Consider the following 21,283-nt stretch of genomic DNA (forward strand, 5'->3'; position numbering starts at 1 on the left):
CCTGGCCGATGCGCCGGGCCTGGCCGAGCTGCCGGGACAGGCTGAACCGCTGAGCGCCCCGGCGGACCGATGACCTCGGCCACCTGCCGCACACCCCACCCAGCGTCCACGACACACCGAAACGACCGCGGGCGCCGTACGTCACACTCACGTACGGCGCCCGCGGTCATGTTGCGTGCGCTGTGAAACCCCCGCCCCAAGCCCTGTCGGAACTAGGCGGACTTGCGGCTGTCTCGGGGGTGCACCGCGATGTTCATCGCGCCGGAGCGCAGAACGGCGAGACGCTCTTCGAGGACCTCTTCGAGCTCCTCACGTGTGCGCCGCTCCATCAGCATGTCCCAATGCGTACGCGCCGGCTTGGCCTTCTTCTCCTCCGGGCCGTCGCCATCCACCAGGAGTGCCTGGGCCCCGCAGACCTTGCACTCCCACTCCGGCGGGATCTCCGCCTCGACCGAGAAGGGCATCTCGAACCGGTGCCCCTTCTCGCATGCGTACTCCACGGCCTGGCGCGGGGCCAGGTCGATGCCGCGGTCCGTCTCGTAGCTGGTCACCACGAGGCGCGTGCCGCGAAGAGCTCGCTCACTCATGAATCGTGCCTCCCGGGCTTGTCGCCCACAGGACAGGTGTCGCTGTCGTCGTCATCCGGTCAACGTCCGGTCGGCGGTAAAGATTCCCGTTCGGAGTCCCGTTCCGGGTCGTGCGTCGCCGTCGTAGCCGCCCATGTTGTACCCACCAGCGCCCGGTTTGTCACATCTGACAGCAGATGTCACCCAGCGTTTCGGCATCTTTGACGCGCAGTAACGGTACGCCTGGCAGGCCAAACGCGTACACTACAGCCCTTTCGCCGTGAGTGCTAAATCCGTTCCGGAACCGGGTTCCCCGCATCCGCGATGGCACGCCGCACCGGAACCCGCGCCAGCAGCACGAACCCGAGCACGAAGAACGCCACCAGCGAGATGATCGCGTCCCGGTAGCTCCCGGTCAGCTGGTAGGTGAGCCCGAACAGCAGCGGGCCCAGCCAGCTCATCCCGCGGTCGCTCAGCTCGTACGCCGAGAAGTACTCGGCCTCCTTGCCGGGCGGGACCAGGTGGGAGAACAGCGAGCGGGACAGGGCCTGGCTGCCGCCGAGGACGAGCCCGATCCCGGCCGCCAGCACGAAGAACCACACCGGCGCCCCGGCGGGCAGGAAGTACCCGGCGGCCAGGATGACCGTCCAGGCGACCAGCGAGCCGAGGATCGTGCGCTTGGCGCCGTACCGCCGGGCCAGCCGGCCCAGCGCCAGCGCGCCGAACACCGCGAGAACCTGCACGAGCAGCACCGCGCCGATGAGCGTGGACTGGCCCAGGCCCAGCTCCTTCGAGCCGTAGACCGACGCCTGGGTGATCACCGTCTGGATGCCGTCGTTGTAGACGAGATAGGCCAGCAGGAAGGCCAGCGTGAGCGGGTGGCGGCGCATGTCGCGGACCGTCGCCGCGAGCTGCCGCCAACCGGTGACCGTCGTCCCGCGCGCGGGGGAGCGGCGGTCGCGCAGACGTCGTAGCGGAATCAGTGCGAACGCGCCCCACCACAGGCCGGCCGAGGCCAGGCAGATGCGCACGGCCATGCTCTCCGAGACGCCGAAGGTGTCGTGGGCGAGGTAGAGGACCAGGTTGGCCACCAGGACCAGCGCGCCCGCCGTGTAGCCGAAGGCCCACCCGCGCGAGGAGACCGCGTCGCGCTCCTCGGGCGGGGCGATCTGCGGCAGGTATGAGTTGTAGAGCATCATCGCCACGGACTGCGCGGCGTTCGCGACGACCAGCAGGACGCCGCCGAGCAGATAGCGGTCGCCGTCCAGCAGGAACATGCCCGCCGTGGCCGCGGCCCCGAGATAGGCGGCGGCGCCCAGGAGGGGCTTCTTGCGTCCGGTGCGGTCGGCGGCGGCGCCCACCAGGGGCATCACCAGCACGGCCACGATCACCGACAGGGACACCGAGTACGCGAAGAAGGAACCGGCGCGGACCGGGATCCCCAGGGGATGGACGAAGCCGTCCGCGTCCGCCGCCGACTCGGCCACCGACGTCAGGTAGGGGCCCAGGAACACCGTGAGCACGCTCGTCGAGTAGACGGAGCACGCCCAGTCGTAGAAGTACCAGCCGCGCTGCTCGCGCCGCCGCCCGGCCGCGTCGTCGTCCGCCGGTGTCCGCACGGTCTCGGTGCCCACCCGTGCCCTCGCTTCCCCGTGAAGTGCCGTGCGCGGGGCGCTGCCCGGGGCGTCAGACCCAGACGCCCCGGTCCTCCATGACCTTGCGCAGCGTGTCGATGTGATCGGTCATGATGCCATCGACGCCCAGGTCCAGGAGCCGGTGCATCTTCTCCGCCTCGTTGATCGTCCACACATGCACCTGCAACCCGCGCGCGTGGGCGGCCCGCACGAAGCGCCGGTCCACCACCTGGATGCCGGACTGCGTCTCGGGCACCTGCGCGGCGACCGCGGAGCGGCGCAGCGCGGCCGGCACGCCCCAGGAGCGCAGCCGCAGGTTGAGCACGCCCCGTGTGCCGTACGACGTCGCCAGGCGAGGCCCCGCCAGGCGCTGGGCGCGGATGACCCGGGCCTCGGAGAAGGAGCCGACGCAGATCCGGTCCCAGGTGTCGGTGCGTTCGATCAGCTCCAGGAAGGGGTGGAGGGCCGGCTCGGCCTTCAGATCGACGTTCCAGCGCACGTCGGGGAAGGTCTCGAGGAGCTCCTCGAAGAGCGGCACCGGCTCGATGCCCGCCACGCGCGCGTGCCGTACGTCGTCCCAGGGCAGGTCGGCGATCCGGCCCGCCCCGTCGGTCACCCGGTCCAGGGTCGCGTCGTGGAAGGCGACGATCCGTCCGTCCCGCGTGGCGTGGACGTCCGTCTCGATGTATCGGTAGCCCATCTCCACCGCGCGCCGGAACTGCAGCACGGTGTTCTCCAGACCGTCCGCCGCACCGCCTCGGTGGGCGAAGGCGATCGGGCCGGGGTGGTCCAGATACGGATGGCGTATGCGCGTGCTCACGGACGCAGTATCGCGCGCCGGGGTTGACCGGTGGCAACGACGGTACTGACGCCGGATGCCGTGGGGACGGCGAACACCCGCAGGAACAGCTGGGCGAGCGGGCCGATCGACACCGCGTACAGCAGGGTGCCGACGCCGATGGTGCCGCCCAGCAGGAAGCCGGTCACGACGACCGCGACCTCGACGGCGGTCCGGATCAGCCGGATCGAGCGGCCGGTGCGCCGGTGCAGCCCCGTCATCAGCCCGTCGCGCGGACCGGGACCGAACCGCGCGGCGATGTAGAGGCCGGTGGCGACGCCGTTGAGAACGACGCCCGCCAGCATCAGCGGGACCTGCACGGGCAGGGTGTGCGCCTCGGGCAGCACCGCCAGCGCGCCGTCCATCACGACGCCGATCACGATGACGTTGGAGACCGTCCCGAGGCCGGGGCGCTGGCGCAGCGGGATCCACAGCAGGAGCACGGCCGCCCCCACGATGATCAGCACCGTGCCGATGCTCAGGCCCGTGCGCTCGGCCAGTCCCTGGTGCAGCACGTTCCAGGGCTCCAGGCCGAGTCCCGACTTCACCAGGAGCGCCGAGCTCGCGCCGTACAGCGAGAGGCCGGCGTAGAGCTGGATCAACCGGCGTATGAGATGCCCCTGCATGGACAAGACGTGCCCCCCTGGTGGTGGTAGTGGCCTGATGCATGACACTCTGTGGCTTGGGAAGCAAAGCCCTCCATGGCCAATTCGGGGAAGGTGGACTGATCGAAATGGGGCAGTGGACCTCGGCGGTGGGTGCGGCACAGCTGGCCCGGCAGCTCAAGTCGCAGCAGGACCGCCCGGCGGGCCCGGGTTCGCGCCGCCCGCCCGCCTATCGCGCGCTCGCCGACGGCATCCGGCTGCTGGTCCTCGAAGGGCGGGTGCCGGTGGCCGCGCGGCTGCCCGCCGAGCGGGAGCTCGCGCTCGCCCTGTCCGTCAGCCGTACGACGGTCGCGGCCGCGTACGAGGCGCTGCGCACCGAGGGATTCCTGGAGTCCCGGCGCGGCGCGGGCAGTTGGACCGCCGTACCGGCCGGAAACCCGCTCCCCGCGCGCGGGCTGGAGCCGCTGCCGCCCGAGGCACTCGGCTCGATGATCGACCTCGGTTGCGCGGCGCTGCCCGCGCCCGAGCCCTGGCTCACCCGCGCGGTCCAGGGCGCCCTGGAGGAGCTGGCGCCGTACGCGCACACGCACGGCGACTACCCGGCCGGACTGCCCGCCCTGCGCTCGATGCTCGCCGAGCGCTACACCGCGCGCGGGATCCCCACCATGCCGGAACAGATCATGGTGACGACCGGTGCGATGGGCGCCATCGACGCCATCTGTCACCTCTTCGCGGGCCGTGGCGAGCGCATCGCCGTCGAGTCGCCGTCGTACGCCAACATCCTGCAGTTGATGCGGGAGGCGGGCGCCCGGCTGGTGCCCGTGGCGATGGCCGACGGGCTCGCCGGGTGGGACATGGACCGCTGGCGGCAGGTGCTGCGGGACGCCGCGCCGCGCATCGCCTACGTCGTCGCCGACTTCCACAACCCGACCGGCGCGCTCGCCGACGACGACCAGCGCCGGCGGCTGGTCGAGGCGGCCCGGTCGGCGGGGACCGTGATCGTCGCCGACGAGACGATGAACGAGCTGTGGCTGGACCCGGATGTGGAGATGCCGCGTCCGGTGTCCGCCTTCGACCCGGCCGGGTCCACCGTCATCACCGTCGGTTCCGCCAGCAAGGCCTTCTGGGCCGGGATGCGCATCGGCTGGGTGCGGGCCGCGCCGGACGTCATCCGCAGCCTGGTCGCCGCGCGCGCGTACGCCGACCTGGGCACGCCGGTGCTGGAGCAGCTCGCCGTGCACTGGCTGTTCGGCACCGGGGGCTGGGAGCAGGCCGTGGACCTGCGGCGCGGGCAGGCGCGGGACAACCGGGACGCGCTGGTCGCCGCGGTGCGCCGGGAGCTGCCGGACTGGGAGTTCGAGGTACCGCGCGGCGGGCTCACGCTGTGGGTGCGGACCGGGGGACTGTCGGGCTCGCGGCTCGCGGAGGCGGGGGAGCGGGTGGGGGTGCGGGTCCCGTCCGGCCCGCGCTTCGGTGTCGACGGCGCCTTCGAGGGGTACGTGCGGCTGCCGTTCACCGTGGGGGGCGCGGTGGCGGAGGAGGCCGCGGTACGGCTGGCCGCGGCGGCGCGGTTGGTGAGGAGCGGGGGGACGGTGGGGGCGGAGGCGCCGCGGACGTTCGTGGCGTAGCGGCGACTCCGGGCGCGAGCTCCCGCTATCGCTACGGGAGCTCTCTTCAGGGGCTATCGCTGCCGCCTCCGGGAGCCTCGCCGCCGCTTCAGGGGCTCTCGCTGCCGTCTCAGGAGCCTCGCCGCCGCTTCAGGAACTCTCCGCCACCGCTGCCTCCGCCGGGACCGGCTCCGGTTCGGCTGCCGCCGGGACCCGGTCCGGGTCCGCGTCCGCCGGGGTCGTGCGGGGCGGGAGCAGATCGAGTACCGCCTGGCGGTGGGCGTCGCTGGTGGCTTCGTCGTACGGGTCCGGGGTCGCCGGGACCTGGAGGCGCAGGACCGGGCCGGTGCCCAGGCGGGCGTAGCCGCGGCCGGGTGGGACGTGCGCGACCGGCGTGGTGTGCGGGGGTGCGCCGAGGATCGTCGTGAGCTGTTCGCCCGTGGCCGGGCCGAGGACCACCCGCGCGCGGGTGTGCTGGCGTACGGGGTCGCTCAGGACGTCCAGGCTGTCGAACTGTTCGGCCACCACCACCGTCACGTTCGCCGCGCGGCCGTGCCGGAGCGGTACCTGGAGGAGGGACTGAGGGTCCTTGTGGCCGTCGGCGGCGGCCACGTGGGCCAGCGCTGTCGGGCGGTCCAGCAGGATCCACAGCGGCCGCTGGGTGTCCTCCGGCGGCGGATGACCCGCCTGCCGGGCGCGGTTGACGGCGATCAGCCGGCGCTCCGTCTCGGTCGCGGCCCACTCCAGGCTCGCCAGCGCCCCGGCCAGCGCGCACTCGACGGCAAGGACACCGTCCCGCCCGGTCAAACAGGCGTACTCGCCGGTGCCGCCGCCCTCGACGATGAGGACGTCGCCGTACTGCAGGGCCTGGAGCGCCACCGAGCGCAGCAGGGTCGACGTCCCGCTGCCCGGCTGGCCGACGGCCAGCAGGTGCGGCTCGGTGGAGCGGACGCCCGTGCGCCACACGACGGGCGGTACGTCGCGCTCCTGCTCGCCGTGGGTGACCGGCAGCGTGCGCTGGACCGCGCTCGCGTCGGTGAAGCCCAGGACCGTCTCACCGGGTGCCGTCACGAAGCGCTGGGCGGCGATGTCGGTGGGCAGTGCCGCGAGGACCGTGACCGTGAGCTGGTTGCCCTCCTCGTCCCACGCGAAGTGGTACTCGCGGCCACGGCCCGCCTTGGCCGTCAGCAGATGCTCGACACGCGCGCGTGCCTCCGGCTCGCCGTCCGGGAAGTACGCCGGGTACCGGATCACCAGGTGCGCGAACCGGCCCGTGGCGTCGAACTCGTACTCCGGGAAGGCCTTCTCCCACTCCCCGCCGTGGGTGTACAGCGGTGCCGGGTCCTCGGTGGTGGAGAAGAACGGGACCAGCGCCTCGTACAGCGACTGCAGGCGCTGCGTCTGGGTCTCGTCGGGGCCCTCGGGGGTCGGCGGGGTGCGGTCGCGGCCCTGCCAGGCCGCCGCCGCCATCAGCGCGATGACGGCGAGCAGCGGTCCGTACGGCGCGAGCGCCACGACGAGGAGCACCGAGGCCACCAGGAACAGCAGTGGACCACGCTTGTCCTTGGGGGTGTCCGCCCACCTGCGCCGCCCGGCCGCCGCCAGTCGGCGCAGGCCTCGCATGATCGTGATCAGCGGTTGGAGGACGTCGGTGGCGCTGTCGGCCGCCGTCCGGGCCAGATCCCGGCTCCGGGCGAGCTGTGCGCCGCCGTTGCTCAGAATGCGGGGGAGGGGGCGCCGGGCCACGGGTGTCTCCTGAAGGTGCGGGTGGGCGGGGTGGTGGGTCCGGGCGGCTGCGGCGTCAGAACTTCAGACCGCCCAGCAGGCTCGCCAGGCTCTCGCCGCCGGCCTTGATGCTCGGGGCGACGGCCGTGCTCGCCAGGTAGAAGCCGAACAGGGCCGCGATCAGCGCGTGGGACGACTTGAGTCCGTCCTTGCGGCAGAAGATGAGGACGACGATGCCGAGCAGGACGACGCCTGAGATGGACAGAATCATGAGGTCTCCTGGTGTCGAGGGGGACAGTCACCATGAGTACTTCCAGGCTCACAGGATGTATCCATACGATAAAAGGTGCAACTGGGTGAAATCCGGTGGATTTCGTCCGGACGGCTGAGTCGCGGATGTCTCGGGGCGCGCGGAGCTTGCGCCCGGCGGCCGCATTGGTGATCTTTGCCTCGGCTGTGGCCCGTCATGTCCCCGCGCAGCCAGTACGCTGGCGATTCACCCATAGGGCCCAGCAGTGCGGTTAGGTGTAGTTCGTACTCGTGTGTAGTGAGAGGCGGTCCGGCCGATGACTGAAGCCCCTGACCCCGAGGTCGTGGAGCTCGCGACCAAGATCTTCGATCTGGCCCGGCAGGGGCAGACCGAGGCGCTCGTGGCGTACGTGGACGCGGGCGTTCCGGCCAACCTCACCAACGACCGCGGCGACTCCCTCGTGATGCTCGCCGCCTATCACGGGCACGCCGAGACGGTGCGGGCGCTGCTCGCCCGGGGTGCCGCGGCGGACCGGGTCAACGACCGAGGTCAGACGCCCCTCGCAGGGGCGGTCTTCAAGGGTGAGGAAGAAGTGATCAAGGCCCTGCTGGAAGGCGGCGCCGACCCGGCCGCGGGCACCCCGTCGGCCGTCGACACCGCTCGGATGTTCGGCAAAACGGAACTGCTGGAACTGTTCGGCGCACACTGATCCGAATGCCCTGATCAGGTAGAAACGGCTTGCTGGTCAGGTACGACACGGAAAACGGGGGAGGCGGTAAGAGGCCGCCGGAAATTTCGGTCGCGGCATCGAGAAGTGCCGGGTCATCATGACGTCGTGATTCACGGACGCGATGGCTGGGCAGGTGTTGCCGCACCGCGCGGGCCGTGATGCGGCCCGCATGGGCCACCGACGAGAGGCAGAGGAAGATGGTCTACAGCAAGCAGAAGACGGCGGGCGCCCCGACGTGTTGTCACGCGGCCAGGTAGAGCACGTTTCCCGGTTGCGTCGACGCTTGATGTGAGGCTGTTTCCCATGTTCGATCCGGTCATAGCGCCCAGCGGTACGCTGCTCGGCCTGCTTCAGCGGGGCCGCGGCGACGGTACGCTGCACGCGCTCACCGCCCCCCGCCCCGAGGCGCTCGCGGCCCTGAACCACTGTGTGCTGCGCGACCCCCGCCACGACTGGCAGGTGGAGAACCGCTCCCTGTACTACGCCCGCCTCTACCTCGACCTGAACGGCGAGCTGGACGCGATCGAGGCGCACCTCTTCGACCCCGAGGACCTCGTCGACACCGACGAGTCCCGCACCGGGCTCGCCCTCGCCGTCCTCGGCCACCTCGCCTCCTACGGCAGGCGCGACGCGCTCGAACTGCTGCGCAGGTACGCCGCCCACGGCTCCAACTGGGCCTGGGCCCTGGACGAACTCGCCCTCCGCGACGACGACGCCGGGCTGCGCGCCCTGGCCGCGCCCGTGCTGGCCCGTTTCCCGGCCGACGCCGAGGGCGAGGCCGAGCTGGCCGCCGCCGTGCGGGACGCCTTCGAACCGAGGCCCTGGCGGCTGTGGGCCGAGGACCCGCGCCAATCGATCGGCACGCGCGTGCGTGCCGCCCAGGAGGCCGGCTGCTTCGACCGCTGGCAGCGGCAGATGCGACCAACCGGGCCCCGTCCGGGGTGGAGCGTGCAGGCCGTGTTCGAGTGGGCCCAGCAGGGCGTCGAACGCGGTGCGGCGCTGCATGTCCCCGCCGCCCGTTGTCTCATCGCCGTCGCAGGTCCCGAGGACCGGCCCGAAATCGTCCAGGCCGCCCAGGACGGCACCGAGGGCGCCCGCTGCACCGCGCTGCGCTATCTCGCCGACAGCAACGATCCCGCCGCCCTCGACCTGATCGAGGCGGCCGTCGTCACCGGCCCGGCGCCGGTCGTGGAGGCCGCCGTCGACGCCTTCGAACGGATGCGCAGTGTGGCAGCCGTGGAGCGGGCGCGCGGCTGGGCCCGCCGCCCCGATCCGCTGGGCGCCGCCGCGGGGCGCATGCTGGCCTGCCGGGGCGGCGCCAAGGACAGCGACCTGGTGCTCGGCGCGCTCCGAGAGGTCGTGCGGGGCGAAGGACCCGACGCGGCGACCCTGTGGACCCTCGTCGACGGCGCCGGACGGCTCGGCATCGGCTGCGCCGCACCGGTTTTGCGCCACGTCTACCGCGAGACCGCCTCGTCCCATCTGCGCGGCAGGGCAGCCCGTGCCCTCGCCGCCACCGATCCCTCGTTCCCCTCCGGGTTCGCCGTCGAGTGCCTCTGGGACTGCGAGGAGACCACTCGGGAGCTCGCCGCCCGGCACGCCGAGACCGGCGACGCCCGCGTCGTCGAGCAACTGCGCCGGCTCGCCTCCGACCCCGCCGAGGAGGCGGAGGTCCAGACGGCGGTACGCAGCCGGATCGGGCCCGACGCCATGTGAACGCCACCCTCACCCACCCGCCGGGTGACAGGGGGCCGGAGTACCCGTTGGGTGAACATTGGGTGACTCCGGGGTCAGAGGTGCATGGCCGTGGACCGACATACCCGGGTGCGCAGCGCAACGCTCATGGATCGTTCCCCGTTCGGAAAGATCGACGTTGACGCGGCCACGTCCAGCGTGGCGACAACAGCCCTATGCGTGTCGTCATCGTGACCGAATCCTTTCCCCCCGATGTGAACGGCGTGGCCCACTGCGCGCTCCAGACCGCCCGACACCTCGTCGATCGCGGTCACGCGCCCCTCGTCGTCGCACCGGCTCCCGCTCCGGGCAACAAGGCGGGCGCCCTCGCGCCGTGCCCCGTCGTCCACATCCCGTCCCTCCCGCTCCCGGGCTATCCCCAGGTCCGTGTCGCCCTGCCCAGTCGGCGCCTCGCCGCCGCGCTGCTCTCGCACCAGCCCGACATCGTGCACCTGGCCAGCCCCTTCATCCTCGGCGTCCGCGGCATGGCCGCCGCCGCCCGGCTCGGCATCCCGGCCATCGCCGTGTACCAGACCGACCTGGCCGGATACGCCCGCACCTACGTCGGCGCCGGTGAGGCCGCGGCCTGGCGGCGTATCCGCTCCGTGCACGCCGCCGCCGACCGCACCCTGGCCCCGTCCAGCGCCTCCCAGGGTGACCTGGAGGCACACGGCGTGCCCCGGGTGCACCTGTGGCAGCGCGGTGTCGACACCGTGCGCTTCCGCCCCGAGCTGCGGGACGACGCGCTGCGCCGGGAACTCGCCCCGAACGGCGAGCTGATCGTCGGCTATGTCGGGCGGCTCGCGCCCGAGAAGCACGTCGAGCTGCTCTCCGGCGTCTGCGCCATGCCCGGCGTGCGCGTGGTGGTCGTCGGCGACGGGCCGAGCCAGCCCGGCCTGGTCGAGGCGCTGCCAGGCGCGGTCTTCCTGGGCCGCCGCACCGGCGACGAACTCGCCCGGATCTTCGCCTCGCTGGACGTCTTCGCGCACACCGGCCCCTTCGAGACCTTCTGCCAGACCGTGCAGGAGGCCATGGCCAGCGGAGTCCCCGTGGTCGCGCCCGCCGCCGGCGGTCCCATGGACCTGGTCGACCACGGCCGCACCGGGTTCCTCGTGCCGCCGCGCGACGCGGACGCCGTCCGGGACGCCGTCGCGGCCCTGGCCGCCGACCCCGCGCTGCGCACCGCCTTCGGGGCCACCGCCCGCGCCACCGTGGAGGGCCGCACCTGGGCCGCCGTCGGCGACCAGCTCATCGCGCACTACGAGGCCGTCCTCGACGCGCGCAAGCCGGCGGTGGCGGCATGAACACCTCCCTGCGCATCGTCCGGCTCGCGAACTTCGTCGCCCCCGCATCCGGCGGCCTGCGCACCGCGCTGCGCGAGTTGGGCAAGGGTTTCAAGGTCGCGGGCCACGACCCCGTCCTGATCGTGCCGGGCGAGAAGTACAGCGACCGGGACACCGAGCAGGGCCGGGTGATCACCCTGCCCGGACCGGTGCTGCCCGGCACCGGCGGCTACCGCGTGCTCATCGACAAGCGCCGCGTCGCCGCCCTCCTGGAGGAGCTGGGCCCGGACCGCCTGGAGGTCTCCGACCGTACGACCCTGAGGTGGACGGGCAAGTGGGCGCGGCGCCACCGGGTGCCCGCCGTGATGGTCTCCCACGAGACCGCCGACGGCGTGCTGCGCACCTGGGGCCTGTCGGAGAACCTCTCCCGGCGCGCCGCCGACGCCCTCAACGTCCGCACGGCCCACACCTACTCCAAGGTCCTGTGCACCACCGAGTTCGCCGAGCGGGAGTTCGTCCGGATCGGCGCCCGCAACGTCGTACGGGCGCCCCTGGGCGTCGACCTGATGAACCGGCGCCCCACCCTGCGCGACGCGGCACTGCGCGACACCCACGCGCGGGCGGACGAGAAGCTACTCGTGATGTGCTCCCGGCTGTCCGTGGAGAAGCGGCCCGGCACCGCCCTGGACGCCCTGGAGTCGCTGCGCCAGCGCGGCGTGCGCGCGGTGCTCGTCGTCGCCGGAAACGGGCCGCTGCGCGCGGGCCTGGAGAAGCGGGCGCAGGAGCGCGACCTGCCGGTGACCTTCCTCGGGCATGTCGCCGACCGCAGCCTGCTCGGCGCGCTCCAGGCCACCGCCGACGTGTGCCTGGCCCCCGGGCCGGCCGAGACGTTCGGGCTCGCCGCGCTGGAGGCCATGGCCTGCGGCACGCCCGTCGTCGCGAGCGCCTCCTCCGCGCTGCCGGAGGTGATCGGATCCGCCGGGGCCACCGCCGCGGACAACGGGGACGCCTTCGCGGACGCCGTGGAGATGCTCCTCGACCGTCCCGAGCGCGAGCGCCGGGAGGCCGCACGCGCGCGTGCGGAGTGCTTCGGCTGGGGTACGGCGGTGGACGCCTTCCTCACCGCGCACGACGCGGCGGTTCCCAAGCGCCCCTTCGTCCGTGCGGAGGGCGCGGCATGAGAGCCGTCCGATACGTGGCCCTCGGGGATTCGCTCACCGAGGGGGTGGGCGATCCCGTGGGGAATGGGTGGCGCGGCTGGGCCGCGCTGCTCGCCGGCGGCCTGTCCGAACCGCCCGCCGCGTTCACCAACCTCGCGGTCAGCGGGGCCCAGACCCGCGATGTGCTGGAGACCCAGCTGCCCGCCGCGCTGGCCCTGCGACCGGACGTCGCGTCCGTCCTGGTCGGCGTCAACGACACGCTGCGCCGCACGTTCGACATCCACCACATCGCCGAACGCCTCGACAGGGTGTACGCGGCCTTCACCCGGCAGGGCACGGCCGTGCTCACCGCCTGCCTGCCCGACCCGGGCTCGATGCTCGGGCTGCCGGGCGTGCTGGCCAACCCGCTGGCCCGGCGGCAGCGCGCGGTGAACACCGTGGTCCACGCGCTCTCCGAGCGGTACGGGGCCGTGCACCTGCACGCCGCCGAGGGTGACTGGGTCGACGACCGGGCCATGTGGAGCTCGGACCGGCTGCACCCCGGGGAGCGGGGGCACCGGCAGTTGGCGATCCGGTTCCACGAGCTGCTGACGGACGCCGGGATCGCCACGGGCACAGCGCCCGTCGCCGAGCCCGAGTTCCCGCCCCCCACCAGGTCGGCGAGCCTGCTGTGGCTGGCCACCGCGGGCACCGCCTGGGTGGTGCGCCGGTGCAACGACCTGCTGCCCCAGCTGATGCGCCTCGCCGCCGTGGAGATACGGCACCGCGCGCGCGGCACCAGCGCCCGGCTCGACCTGCGGGCTGCGAGCGCCGTGTCGATGGCGCTGGCGGCGCTGTCGGTGCCGGAGCCGAAGCCCGGGCAGCGCCCGGAGGCGGGCAGGCTCGTTCTGCCGGAGGGGCTGTCGATGCCGGGCCAGCGGTCGGTGGCTGAGCAGCGGTCAGTGGCGGAGCAGCGGTCAGTGGCGGAGCAGTGTTCGGTGGTGGAGCAGCGTTCACTGGCCGAGCCGCAGCCGGAGCCGGAGGCGGCGTAGGGCTGACGTGCTCGACGGGGACACCACGGTGCGTCAACGACGACGTACCGCCACGAAACGGACCGGTGTCCCCGGCACCGCCTGTGCGGCCGCCGGAAGGTCGGTCTCCCGGACGACCGCGAGGACCGGGTAGCCGCCGGTGGTCGGATGGTCGGCGAGGAAGACGACCGGCCGGCCGTCGGGCGGGACCTGGACCGCGCCCAGGACCACGCCCTCGCTGGGGAGTTCGCCCGGGCGGGCCCGCTCCAGGGCGGGTCCTTCGGTGCGCAGCCCGATGCGGTTGCTCGCGGCGGACACGCGGTACGTGCGGGACGTGAACGTCCGTACGGCCTCCCGCGTGAACCAGTCGTCGCGGGGCCCGAGCGTCACCCGCAGCACCAGCTCGGCCGGCGGCGCCGGCTGCGGGGCGACGTCCACGCGCGCGTGGGGGCCGACGACTCGCCCCAAGGGGAGCACCGCGCCGTCCGTGAGCGGCGCCGGGCCGAGCCCCGACAGCAGGTCGGTGGAGCGGCTGCCGAGCACCGGCTCCACGGCGATGCCGCCGGAGACGGCCACATAGCTCCGCGCCCCGCGGACCGCCGCGCCGACGTCCAGGACCGCCCCCGCGGGCACCCGCACCGGCGCGCCCCAGGCGACCGGGCGGCCGTCGACCGTGACCCGGCAGGGCGCGCCCGCGACGGCCGCGGTGACCGTGGAACGGGGCCGCACCGCGCAGCCGTTGAGAGTGGTCTCCAGCACGGCCGCTTCGGGCTGATTGCCGACCAGCCGGTTGACGAGTGCCGCCGCAGGAGCGTCGAGCGCCCCGGAGCGTGGCACGCCGAGATGGGCGTGCCCGGGGCGGCCCCGGTCCTGCACGGTGGTCAGCGCCCCGGCCCGGACGACGGCGAGCGCACGGTCCGTCATGAGCGCCCCACCGGGCGGCGGGGATCGGCGTCCACCGGGTCCTGGGGGTCGGTGCCTGCCGGGTCCTGGGGATCGACGCCTGCCAGGTCCTGGGGGTCGGTGCCTGCCGGGCCCCGAGGGTCGGTGCCTGCCGGGTCCTGGGGATCGACGCCTGCCAGGTCCTGGCGATCGGCGTCCACCAGGTCCCGGGGAGCGGTGCCCGCCGGGTCCCGGGGAGCGGTGCCCGCCGGGTCCTGGAGGTCGGTGCCCGCCGGGTCCTGGGGGTCGGTGCCTGCCGGGTCCCGGGGGTCGGCGTCCACCGGAACGAACCGCACGCGTGTGCCCGGCGACAGCAGGGCGGCGGGCGCGCGCGTGTGGTCCCACAGCACGGCGTCCGTGGTGCCGATCAGCTGCCAGCCGCCGGGCGACGTGTGCGGGTACACGCCGGTGTACGGGCCGGCCAGCGCCACCGAGCCGGCCGGGACGGCGGTGCGCGGTGTGGCCCTGCGGGGGACGTCGTAGCGCGGCGGCAGGCCGGTGAGGTAGCCGAAGCCGGGGGCGAACCCGCAGAAGGCGACGCGGAACTCGGTGCCCGCGTGGACGCGGGCCACCTCCTGCTCGGTCACGCCCCACAGGGCGGCGACGTCCGCCAGGTCGGGGCCGTCGTAGCGCACGGGGAGTTCGACGACCTCACCCGCGCGCGGGGGAGCGGGTGGCACATCGGTGGCGGTCAGTTCGGATGCCAGACGGACCGGGTCGGTCAGGCCGTCGAGGAGGACGGTTCGGGCCGCGGGCACGATCTCGCGGACCGCGATCGACCCCTCGGCGCGGCGGCGCAGCAACTCCGCGTGCAGCGCCTGAGCCTCGTCGCCGGAGGACACCTCAACGAGCAGGGCGCTGTCGCCGACCGGCAGCACCCTCATGCGAAGGCCTCCACCCGGACACCGGCCACCTCGAGCCGCCGCCGCACCCGCCGGGCCAGCTCCACCGCGCCGGGCGTGTCCCCGTGCAGACAGAGGGAACGCGCGCGTACGTCGATCCGGGCCCCGGTGTGGGACACGACTGTCCCGGATCGGGCCAGGCTCACGGACCGTTCCACGACGGCCTCGGGATCGGTCACGACGGCGCCCTCCCGCCCGCGCGGCACCAGGGTGCCCTCGTCGCTGTACGCGCGGTCGGCGAACGCCTCCGGGACGGCCGGGAGCCCCGCTTCGGCGGCCAGTGCAAGCAGCCGTGAGCCGGGCAGCCCCAGCACGGGCAGCGCGCCGTCGGCGAGGAGCACACCGTCGACGACCGCACCGGCCTGCTCCTCGTCGTGCACCACGCGGTTGTAGAGGGCGCCGTGCGGCTTGACGTACGCCACCCGGGCCCCGGCCGCGCGCGCGAACACCTCCAGGGCACCGATCTGGTAGGCCACCTCGGCCGCCAGTTCGGCGGGCGGCACGTCCATCGCGCGCCGCCCGAAACCGGCCAGGTCGCGGTAGGAGACCTGCGCGCCGATCGTCACCCCGCGCGCGGCAGCCAGCTCGCACACCCGCCGCATGGTGGCCGCGTCCCCGGCGTGGAAGCCGCAGGCCACGTTGGCGCTGGTGACGACGGACAGCAGTTGCTCGTCGTCGGTCAGCTGCCAGCGGCCGAAGCCCTCGCCGAGGTCGGCGTTCAGATCGATCGCGGTCATGGGTCCCCTTCGCTGCTCAGGCCACGCGGTACTGCTCGTCGCGGGCGTCGGTGAGGAACATCTGGCCCGGTGCGTGGGTGAGGGCGAACGGCGGGCGGGAGGCCATCACCGCCGCCTGCGGGGTCACTCCGCAGGCCCAGAACACCGGGATGTCGTCCGGTTCGGCGGAAACCGGATCGCCGAAGTCGGGCCGGGCGAGGTCGTCGATGCCGAGCGCGGACGGGTCACCGCAGTGCACCGGGCTGCCGTGCACCGCCGGGAGCAGACTGCTCTCCCGGATCGCCGCCGCCAGACGCGCCGGCGGCACCGGGCGCATGGACACCACCATCGGCCCGTGCAGTCGCCCCGCCGGACGGCACTGACGGCTCGTGACGTACATCGGCACGTTCCGTCCCTGCTCGACATGGCGCAGCGGTACACCCGCGTCGGCCAGCGCCCACTCGAAGGTGAAGCTGCAGCCGATCAGGAACGACACCAGGTCGTCCCGCCAGTGCCCGAGCACATCCGTCGGCTCGTCCACCAACTCGCCGTCCCGCCACACCCGGTAGCGCGGCAGATCGGTGCGCAGGTCGGCGCCGGGCGCGAGCACGGTGGTCCAGGAACCGGCGTCCGTCACGTCGAGCACCGGGCAGGGCTTGGGGTTGCGCTGGCAGAACAGCAGCATGTCGTAGGCCCAGTCGGCGGGCACCGCGATCAGGTTCACCTGGGTGTGGCCCGCCGCGACCCCGGCCGTGGGGCCGGTCAGTCCCGCGCGGAAACGGGACCGGGCCGCTGACGGGGTCCACGCGTGCGCGTGCTCGTCGACGAGGGTCAGGGGATGGTCGTCGATGCGGTTCACACCAGCTCCTTCCCCCGGGTCTCCGGCAGGCCCAGCAGCGCCAGCGCGGCGAGACCGTAGCCGATGGCGCCGAAGACCAGCGCGCCGCCCACACCCCAACTGTCCGCCAGGAAGCCGACGGTGGTCGGGAAGACCGCGCCGACGGCACGACCGGTGTTGTAGGTGAAGCCCTGCCCCGTACCGCGCACGGCGGTCGGGTACAGCTCGCTCAGGAACGACCCGAAGCCGCTGAAGATGGCCGACATGCAGAAGCCGAGCGGGAAACCCAGCACGAGCACGAGGGTGTTGGCGCCGCTGGGAATGTTGGCGTACGCCAGGATGCAGACCGCCGACAGCAGGGCGAACAGCCAGATGTTGCGCCGCCGGCCCAGCCGGTCGGTGAGGTAACCGCCCGTCAGGTAGCCGATGAAGGCGCCGGAGATCAGGAAGGTCAGATAGCCGCCGGTGCCGACGACGGACAGTCCACGCTCCGTCTTCAGGTACGTCGGCACCCAGGTCGCCAGCGTGTAGTAGCCGCCCTGGACGCCGGTCGAGAGCAGCACGGCGAAGAGCGTGGTGCGCAGCAGGCCCGGCGCCTCGGCGGTGCCCCGCTTGAAGATGGCGGCGAATGAACCCTTTTGGGAGCTCTTCTCCCGTGCCGCGGCCGCTTCGGGAGCGTCGTGCACGCGGCGCCGCATCCAGATGACCAGCAGCGCGGGCAGCGCGCCGGTCCAGAACATCACCCGCCAGGCCAGGCCCTCGTCGAGGAACGAGAACACCAGCGTGTACACGATCGCGGCGAGGGCCCAGCCGACGGCCCACGAACTCTGGATCACCCCGAGGGTGCGGCCCCGGTGCTTGGCGCTCGCGTACTCGGCGACCAGGATCGCGCCGACCGCCCACTCGCCGCCGAAGCCCAGGCCCTGAAGGGCCCGGAAGACCAGAAGTGTCTCGTAGTTTGGTGCGAAACCGCAGGCCACGGTGAAGACGGCGTACGTGATGACCGTGATCATCAGCGCCTTCACCCGGCCGATCCGGTCCGCCAGCACGCCCGCGAGGGCGCCGCCGATCGCGGACACGACGAGCGTGACGGTGGTGAACAGGCCGGTCTGGCCGCTGTCCAGGCCGAAGTACGCGGCCAGCGCGACCATGCTCAGCGGGAGCGTGAAGTAGTCGTACGAGTCCAGCGCATAGCCGCCGAACGCGCCCGCGAAGGCGCGGCGGCCGCGCGGGCCGAGGGCGCGCAGCCAGCCGAACGCGCCGTCGCCGTCGGCTTGTTCACCATTTCCCGGGCGGGCGTCGGTGGTCAGGGCCTGCGGTGGAGGGGTCGTGCTCATGTGCACCTCGCAGTGGGAGGACGGAGGGTGCTGCGGACTGAGCCGTGCCGTGCGGAAGCTGGGCGGCGCCGCGGTGAGGGGGGCGGCGCCGTTCGTAGCAAGGTAGAGGATCGTTGAACGATCCCTCAATACTCATGTTGTTTCGTTCTTGTATCTGCGATTGAATTCCGGGCATGGCAGAGCAGCTGACGGGACTGGCGGACGACCGGGCCCTCCTGGGGCGCACCAGCACCGCCGAGCGGGTCTCGGACATCCTCAGGAGCCGGATCGCCGAGGGGTACTTCCCGCCCGGGACGCGGCTGTCGGAGGACAGCATCGGCGGGGCGCTCGGCGTTTCCCGCAACACGTTGCGCGAGGCGTTCCGGCTGCTCACTCATGAACGCCTGCTGGTGCACGAGCTGAACCGGGGTGTCTTCGTCCGGGTTCTGGCCGTGGAGGACGTCGAGGACATCTACCGCACCCGCCGCCTGGTCGAGTGCGCCGTCGTGCGAGGGCTCGGCGAGCCGCCGTACGCGCTCGACGCGCTCGCGTCGGCCGTGACGGAAGGGCAGCGGGCGGCCGTCGAGCAGGACTGGAAGGGCCTGGGCACAGCCAACATCCACTTCCATCGCGAGCTCGTCGCCCTTGCCGGCAGTGAACGCACCGACGAGCTGATGCGCAGCGTCTTCGCCGAACTTCGGCTCGCCTTCCACGTCGTGGACGACCCGCACCGGCTGCACGAGCCGTATCTCACACGCAACCGCCAGATCCTCCAAGCCCTTGAGGCGGGCGACAGGGGCGAGGCGGAGCGGCTGCTGGAGGTGTACCTCGACGACTCCCTGAAGCGTGTCGTGGAGGTCTACCGGCGGCGGGTGGGCGACGACGCGTAGGGCTTCCTCGGGCTCGGTGCGACCGTCGTGACGTGGGGCGGCATCTGCGTCGTTTGGGTCGTTGTCAGACCGAGGACCTAATCTGTGCACCGTGACTTCGCCTGCATCGACGGACAGTGTTCCGCCCCAGTTCAGCGCGGGGCCGCGCCCTGCCCCGGGCCCGGCCGCCGACGAGGGACTGGCGCGGCGGCTGCGCGCGCTCGCCTGCACGGCGCCGCTGCACGACCTCGACGCGCGCAAGGCCAACCTCGCGGGCGAGTACTCGGTGTACGGCATGGCCGAGGTCGCCCTGGCCGCGATCGACCTGGTCACGCTGAACATGGACTTCGACACCGGCGCCGACCACGACCAGGTAGTGGCCCGGCTCGTCCCGCGCATCGCGGCGCAGGCGCCGCGGCGACCGGCCGCCGAGCACGAGCGCGTCGCGCGCTGGGTGCTGGAGAACCTCATCAACGTCGGGAGCGTGGACCGCGGATTCCGAGCGGTTTACGGCACATTCGCCCCGGATGGCGCATATGTCCGGCGGGACTACGACTTCAAGCTGATCGAGGAGGTGCCCGGCCCCGGCGGCAGCGTCTACCTCCGGACGACCGACGAGGCGGTGAACGTCCTCGTCGGCGCCCTCGACACCGATGTCACCAGCGCCCAGATCGCGGCCGAGGTCAAGCTGGAGGTGCTGATCAACCGCGGCCGGCTCGCGGACGCCCAACTGGCGGCCGAGCAGGCGCGCTACCGGACCGTGCAGTACTCGGAGACGCTCCGCCGGGCACTGGAGGCGACCCGGCGCAACGTCCGCGCGGTGGACTGGCTCAGCACCGTGCCCGACATGATCGCCGAGGCGCTCGACCACGTCGCCGACCGGTACCGGCACGAGAACGCCATCCTCACCAACATCCGCAAGGCCCGGGACGAGTCCGAGGACCCCGAGCACAAGCGGCGGGCCGCCGAACTGGTCGACATCGTCAAGGACTGCATCCGCCGGCACACACAGTTGCAGTCGCGACTGCTGGAAGCCGGACCGCTGTTCCGGGCCGAGCAGGACCGGCAGGCCTTCGCGACGCCGATGACCACGGCCGGGACAGACCTGTACGGGCATCTGGTCGCGCCGGTGCTTCCGCTGCCGCTGGAGCAGGCGATCCGCGTCACGGACGCCTTCTTCGCCCGGGGGACCGGACTGCGCACGCCGGTGTCCGTCCGGGTCGGGGACCTGGTCGACATACTGCTGACTCCGCCGGTGGAGCGCGAGCACCTCGGGGCGGAGATGCCCGAGCCGGACCTGATCGCCACGCCGGACGACAGCCGCTTCAGCGAGGAGCAGTTGGCCGCGGCGAACGCGCTGCTGGACCTGCCGGCGGACGCACCGAGACGGCTGTCGGGGCTGCTGGCCCAGGCCCGCCGGATCGACCCCGACCTGCCGTACCTGGTGGCGTTGATGGCGGTCCACGCGGCCAGTCCGCCGGTGGGGACGGCCTATCGGCAGGGGGAGGAGAAGTTGTTGTTCTCCGTGGACGACGGGACGGAGCTGGACGATCCCGAGTTCGGCGGGGCCGACCTGATCGTCGGCACGGCCCTGCTGGACGCGGCGGGGATGACAGCGGACCGGACGGAGGCCGCGTGATGATCTCGGAGGAGTTGCAGTCGTGAGCGAGCACGTTGAGCCGGAGGGCGCCGGGACGCCGGGCAGTGCGGCCGTCACCCCCGCAGACGCCGCCGACGCGGCCCGGCTCGTCGCGTTCGGGTTGCAGCCGAAGCTGCTCCCCGCGCGCGACCAGGAGTACGCCGACCTGCTGCGGCGGTACCGGGAGGACCCGGCGTTCGCGCGGCTCGCGGACGCCGTGGCCGCCGGGCTGGGCCTGGTCGTACTGGAGGTGTCCCCGCGCGCGGGGATGGCGGTGACCGCCGCCGAGGACTCCGTGTTCGCCGTGCGGATGGGCGACTACGCGCGGCGAACGGCCGCCGACTCCGGCGACCGGTTCCTGCACGGGCTCGCCCATCTCGCCGTCGCCGCCATGGCGTTCCCGCGCCCCGAGGACCTCGCCGACGACGGGTACATCGGCCGTGTGACGGTCAACGGCGTCGACGCCTTCGTCCGGCAGGCCTGCCGGCGGCTGGAGGAGCGGGCCGCCGAGCAGGGGGAGAACACCGACCCCGCGACCGACGCGCCCGGGCTGGAGGCCGCCTGGCGGATCTGGGTGAGACGCAGCGCCACCGGTGCCACGAAGGACGCGCGCCGACTCGCCGGGTCCACGACCGGCATCGTCGGCAAGGCCGTGGCCTTCCTCACCGACTCAGGGTTCCTGCAGCGCACGGGCGACGACAACGGCGGCACCTATCGCACGACCGCCCGCTACCAGCTCCAGGTCCGTGACATGGCCGGCAGCGCGGCCATGGCCGAACTGCTGGAGCTGGGGGTCGTCCCGGTGACCGACGGCACGCCGACGCTGCTGCCCCCGGAGGACGGCGACGACCTGGAGCTGGTGGCCGACGCCGGACTGCCGTTCCACTCCGCCTGAGCTTCCCTGTCCTCCGCCTGAACG

Annotated in this window: 18 protein-coding genes and 2 pseudogenes; 9 read left to right on the forward strand and 11 right to left on the reverse strand. The window is 73.0% G+C overall.

Going from position 1 to position 21,283, the window contains the following annotated elements; translation table 11 throughout:
* Positions 1-212 precede the first annotated feature (212 nt).
* The 4 genes from I2W78_RS34360 to yczE all read right to left on the reverse strand — a co-directional run bounded on the left by I2W78_RS34360 (position 213) and on the right by yczE (position 3,664).
* A complete protein-coding gene (locus tag I2W78_RS34360) occupies positions 213-587 on the reverse strand; it encodes an RNA polymerase-binding protein RbpA (protein ID WP_003977404.1) in 375 nt (124 codons plus the stop codon).
* A gap of 266 nt (positions 588-853) precedes the next feature.
* Positions 854-2,200, reverse strand: coding sequence for an MFS transporter (locus I2W78_RS34365; RefSeq protein WP_196464145.1), 1,347 nt, complete (start codon positions 2,198-2,200; stop codon positions 854-856).
* A gap of 52 nt (positions 2,201-2,252) precedes the next feature.
* Positions 2,253-3,020 (reverse strand): glycerophosphodiester phosphodiesterase, encoded by a 768-nt coding sequence (locus tag I2W78_RS34370; RefSeq protein ID WP_196464146.1) that lies wholly within the window; start codon positions 3,018-3,020, stop codon positions 2,253-2,255.
* A complete protein-coding gene (yczE, locus tag I2W78_RS34375; protein WP_196464147.1) occupies positions 3,017-3,664 on the reverse strand; it encodes a membrane protein YczE in 648 nt (215 codons plus the stop codon). The genes I2W78_RS34370 and yczE overlap by 4 nt, the downstream gene beginning before the upstream one ends.
* A gap of 107 nt (positions 3,665-3,771) precedes the next feature.
* Between yczE and I2W78_RS34380 the strand changes: the two genes are divergently transcribed.
* Positions 3,772-5,271 carry an SCO1417 family MocR-like transcription factor gene (locus I2W78_RS34380; RefSeq protein ID WP_196464148.1) on the forward strand — a complete coding sequence of 500 codons (1,500 nt, stop codon included), beginning with the start codon at positions 3,772-3,774 and terminating at the stop codon, positions 5,269-5,271.
* Between the two features lie 129 nt (positions 5,272-5,400).
* On the opposite strand, the gene I2W78_RS34385 is transcribed toward I2W78_RS34380, so the two are convergent.
* Together I2W78_RS34385 and I2W78_RS34390 are read right to left on the reverse strand one after the other, a co-directional pair.
* Positions 5,401-6,996: a hypothetical protein gene (locus I2W78_RS34385; protein WP_196464149.1), complete on the reverse strand. Its 1,596-nt coding sequence runs from the start codon at positions 6,994-6,996 to the stop codon at positions 5,401-5,403.
* Between the two features lie 55 nt (positions 6,997-7,051).
* Positions 7,052-7,246, reverse strand: a complete 195-nt coding sequence (locus I2W78_RS34390) for a hypothetical protein (RefSeq protein WP_196464150.1) — start codon at positions 7,244-7,246, stop codon at positions 7,052-7,054.
* Between the two features lie 295 nt (positions 7,247-7,541).
* Here I2W78_RS34390 and I2W78_RS34395 point away from each other — a divergent pair, with 295 nt between their 5' ends.
* From I2W78_RS34395 to I2W78_RS34415, 5 genes and pseudogenes are all read left to right on the forward strand, one after another.
* On the forward strand, positions 7,542-7,934 hold the full coding sequence (locus I2W78_RS34395; protein WP_196464151.1) for an ankyrin repeat domain-containing protein: 393 nt from the start codon (positions 7,542-7,544) through the stop codon (positions 7,932-7,934).
* A 324-nt stretch (positions 7,935-8,258) separates the two neighbouring features.
* Positions 8,259-9,671, forward strand: a complete 1,413-nt coding sequence (locus I2W78_RS34400; RefSeq protein WP_196464152.1) for a HEAT repeat domain-containing protein — start codon at positions 8,259-8,261, stop codon at positions 9,669-9,671.
* 194 nt (positions 9,672-9,865) lie between these two features.
* Positions 9,866-10,993 (forward strand): glycosyltransferase family 4 protein, encoded by a 1,128-nt coding sequence (locus tag I2W78_RS34405; protein ID WP_196464153.1) that lies wholly within the window; start codon positions 9,866-9,868, stop codon positions 10,991-10,993.
* A complete protein-coding gene (locus tag I2W78_RS34410; protein WP_196464154.1) occupies positions 10,990-12,153 on the forward strand; it encodes a glycosyltransferase in 1,164 nt (387 codons plus the stop codon). Before I2W78_RS34405 ends, I2W78_RS34410 begins: the two co-directional genes overlap by 4 nt.
* A pseudogene (locus I2W78_RS34415) lies at positions 12,150-12,989 on the forward strand (SGNH/GDSL hydrolase family protein); the annotation flags it as partial. The gene I2W78_RS34410 and the pseudogene I2W78_RS34415, both read left to right, overlap by 4 nt.
* A gap of 207 nt (positions 12,990-13,196) precedes the next feature.
* Here the strand turns inward: I2W78_RS34415 and I2W78_RS34420 are convergent.
* The 5 genes and pseudogenes from I2W78_RS34420 to I2W78_RS34440 all read right to left on the reverse strand — a co-directional run bounded on the left by I2W78_RS34420 (position 13,197) and on the right by I2W78_RS34440 (position 17,877).
* Positions 13,197-14,066: a 5-oxoprolinase subunit C family protein gene (locus I2W78_RS34420; RefSeq protein ID WP_196464156.1), complete on the reverse strand. Its 870-nt coding sequence runs from the start codon at positions 14,064-14,066 to the stop codon at positions 13,197-13,199.
* 296 nt (positions 14,067-14,362) lie between these two features.
* Positions 14,363-14,968: pseudogene (locus tag I2W78_RS34425) on the reverse strand (5-oxoprolinase subunit B family protein); the annotation flags it as partial.
* Complete coding sequence (locus tag I2W78_RS34430; protein WP_196464157.1) at positions 14,965-15,723, reverse strand: LamB/YcsF family protein; 759 nt, start codon at positions 15,721-15,723, stop codon at positions 14,965-14,967. The gene I2W78_RS34430 and the pseudogene I2W78_RS34425, both read right to left, overlap by 4 nt.
* A 16-nt stretch (positions 15,724-15,739) precedes the next feature.
* Positions 15,740-16,561: a putative hydro-lyase gene (locus tag I2W78_RS34435; RefSeq protein WP_196464158.1), complete on the reverse strand. Its 822-nt coding sequence runs from the start codon at positions 16,559-16,561 to the stop codon at positions 15,740-15,742.
* On the reverse strand, positions 16,558-17,877 hold the full coding sequence (locus I2W78_RS34440; protein ID WP_196464159.1) for an MFS transporter: 1,320 nt from the start codon (positions 17,875-17,877) through the stop codon (positions 16,558-16,560). Before I2W78_RS34440 ends, I2W78_RS34435 begins: the two co-directional genes overlap by 4 nt.
* A gap of 173 nt (positions 17,878-18,050) precedes the next feature.
* On the opposite strand from I2W78_RS34440, the gene I2W78_RS34445 reads away from it, so the two are divergent.
* The 3 genes from I2W78_RS34445 (at position 18,051) to I2W78_RS34455 (ending at position 21,259) form a co-directional block, all read left to right on the forward strand.
* Positions 18,051-18,746 (forward strand): GntR family transcriptional regulator, encoded by a 696-nt coding sequence (locus tag I2W78_RS34445; RefSeq protein WP_196464160.1) that lies wholly within the window; start codon positions 18,051-18,053, stop codon positions 18,744-18,746.
* Positions 18,747-18,837: 91 nt separating this feature from the next.
* Positions 18,838-20,364: a hypothetical protein gene (locus tag I2W78_RS34450; RefSeq protein WP_196464161.1), complete on the forward strand. Its 1,527-nt coding sequence runs from the start codon at positions 18,838-18,840 to the stop codon at positions 20,362-20,364.
* A gap of 22 nt (positions 20,365-20,386) precedes the next feature.
* Positions 20,387-21,259 (forward strand): hypothetical protein, encoded by an 873-nt coding sequence (locus I2W78_RS34455; RefSeq protein WP_196464162.1) that lies wholly within the window; start codon positions 20,387-20,389, stop codon positions 21,257-21,259.
* Positions 21,260-21,283 lie beyond the last annotated feature (24 nt).

It is taken from the genome of Streptomyces spinoverrucosus (assembly GCF_015712165.1).
Lineage (GTDB): Bacteria > Actinomycetota > Actinomycetes > Streptomycetales > Streptomycetaceae > Streptomyces > Streptomyces spinoverrucosus_A.

Excerpts from the sequence above, each read along its gene's own strand:
- I2W78_RS34430 (WP_196464157.1), bottom strand. The coding sequence starts at position 15,723 with ATGACCGCGATCGATCTGAACGCCGACCTCGGCGAGGGCTTCGGCCGC.
- I2W78_RS34410 (WP_196464154.1), top strand. The coding sequence starts at position 10,990 with ATGAACACCTCCCTGCGCATCGTCCGGCTCGCGAACTTCGTCGCCCCC.
- I2W78_RS34360 (WP_003977404.1), bottom strand. The coding sequence starts at position 587 with ATGAGTGAGCGAGCTCTTCGCGGCACGCGCCTCGTGGTGACCAGCTAC.
- I2W78_RS34390 (WP_196464150.1), bottom strand. The coding sequence starts at position 7,246 with ATGATTCTGTCCATCTCAGGCGTCGTCCTGCTCGGCATCGTCGTCCTC.
- I2W78_RS34400 (WP_196464152.1), top strand. The coding sequence starts at position 8,259 with ATGTTCGATCCGGTCATAGCGCCCAGCGGTACGCTGCTCGGCCTGCTT.
- I2W78_RS34440 (WP_196464159.1), bottom strand. The coding sequence starts at position 17,877 with ATGAGCACGACCCCTCCACCGCAGGCCCTGACCACCGACGCCCGCCCG.
- I2W78_RS34445 (WP_196464160.1), top strand. The coding sequence starts at position 18,051 with ATGGCAGAGCAGCTGACGGGACTGGCGGACGACCGGGCCCTCCTGGGG.
- I2W78_RS34380 (WP_196464148.1), top strand. The coding sequence starts at position 3,772 with ATGGGGCAGTGGACCTCGGCGGTGGGTGCGGCACAGCTGGCCCGGCAG.
- I2W78_RS34420 (WP_196464156.1), bottom strand. The coding sequence starts at position 14,066 with ATGACGGACCGTGCGCTCGCCGTCGTCCGGGCCGGGGCGCTGACCACC.
- yczE (WP_196464147.1), bottom strand. The coding sequence starts at position 3,664 with ATGCAGGGGCATCTCATACGCCGGTTGATCCAGCTCTACGCCGGCCTC.
- I2W78_RS34405 (WP_196464153.1), top strand. The coding sequence starts at position 9,866 with ATGCGTGTCGTCATCGTGACCGAATCCTTTCCCCCCGATGTGAACGGC.
- I2W78_RS34395 (WP_196464151.1), top strand. The coding sequence starts at position 7,542 with ATGACTGAAGCCCCTGACCCCGAGGTCGTGGAGCTCGCGACCAAGATC.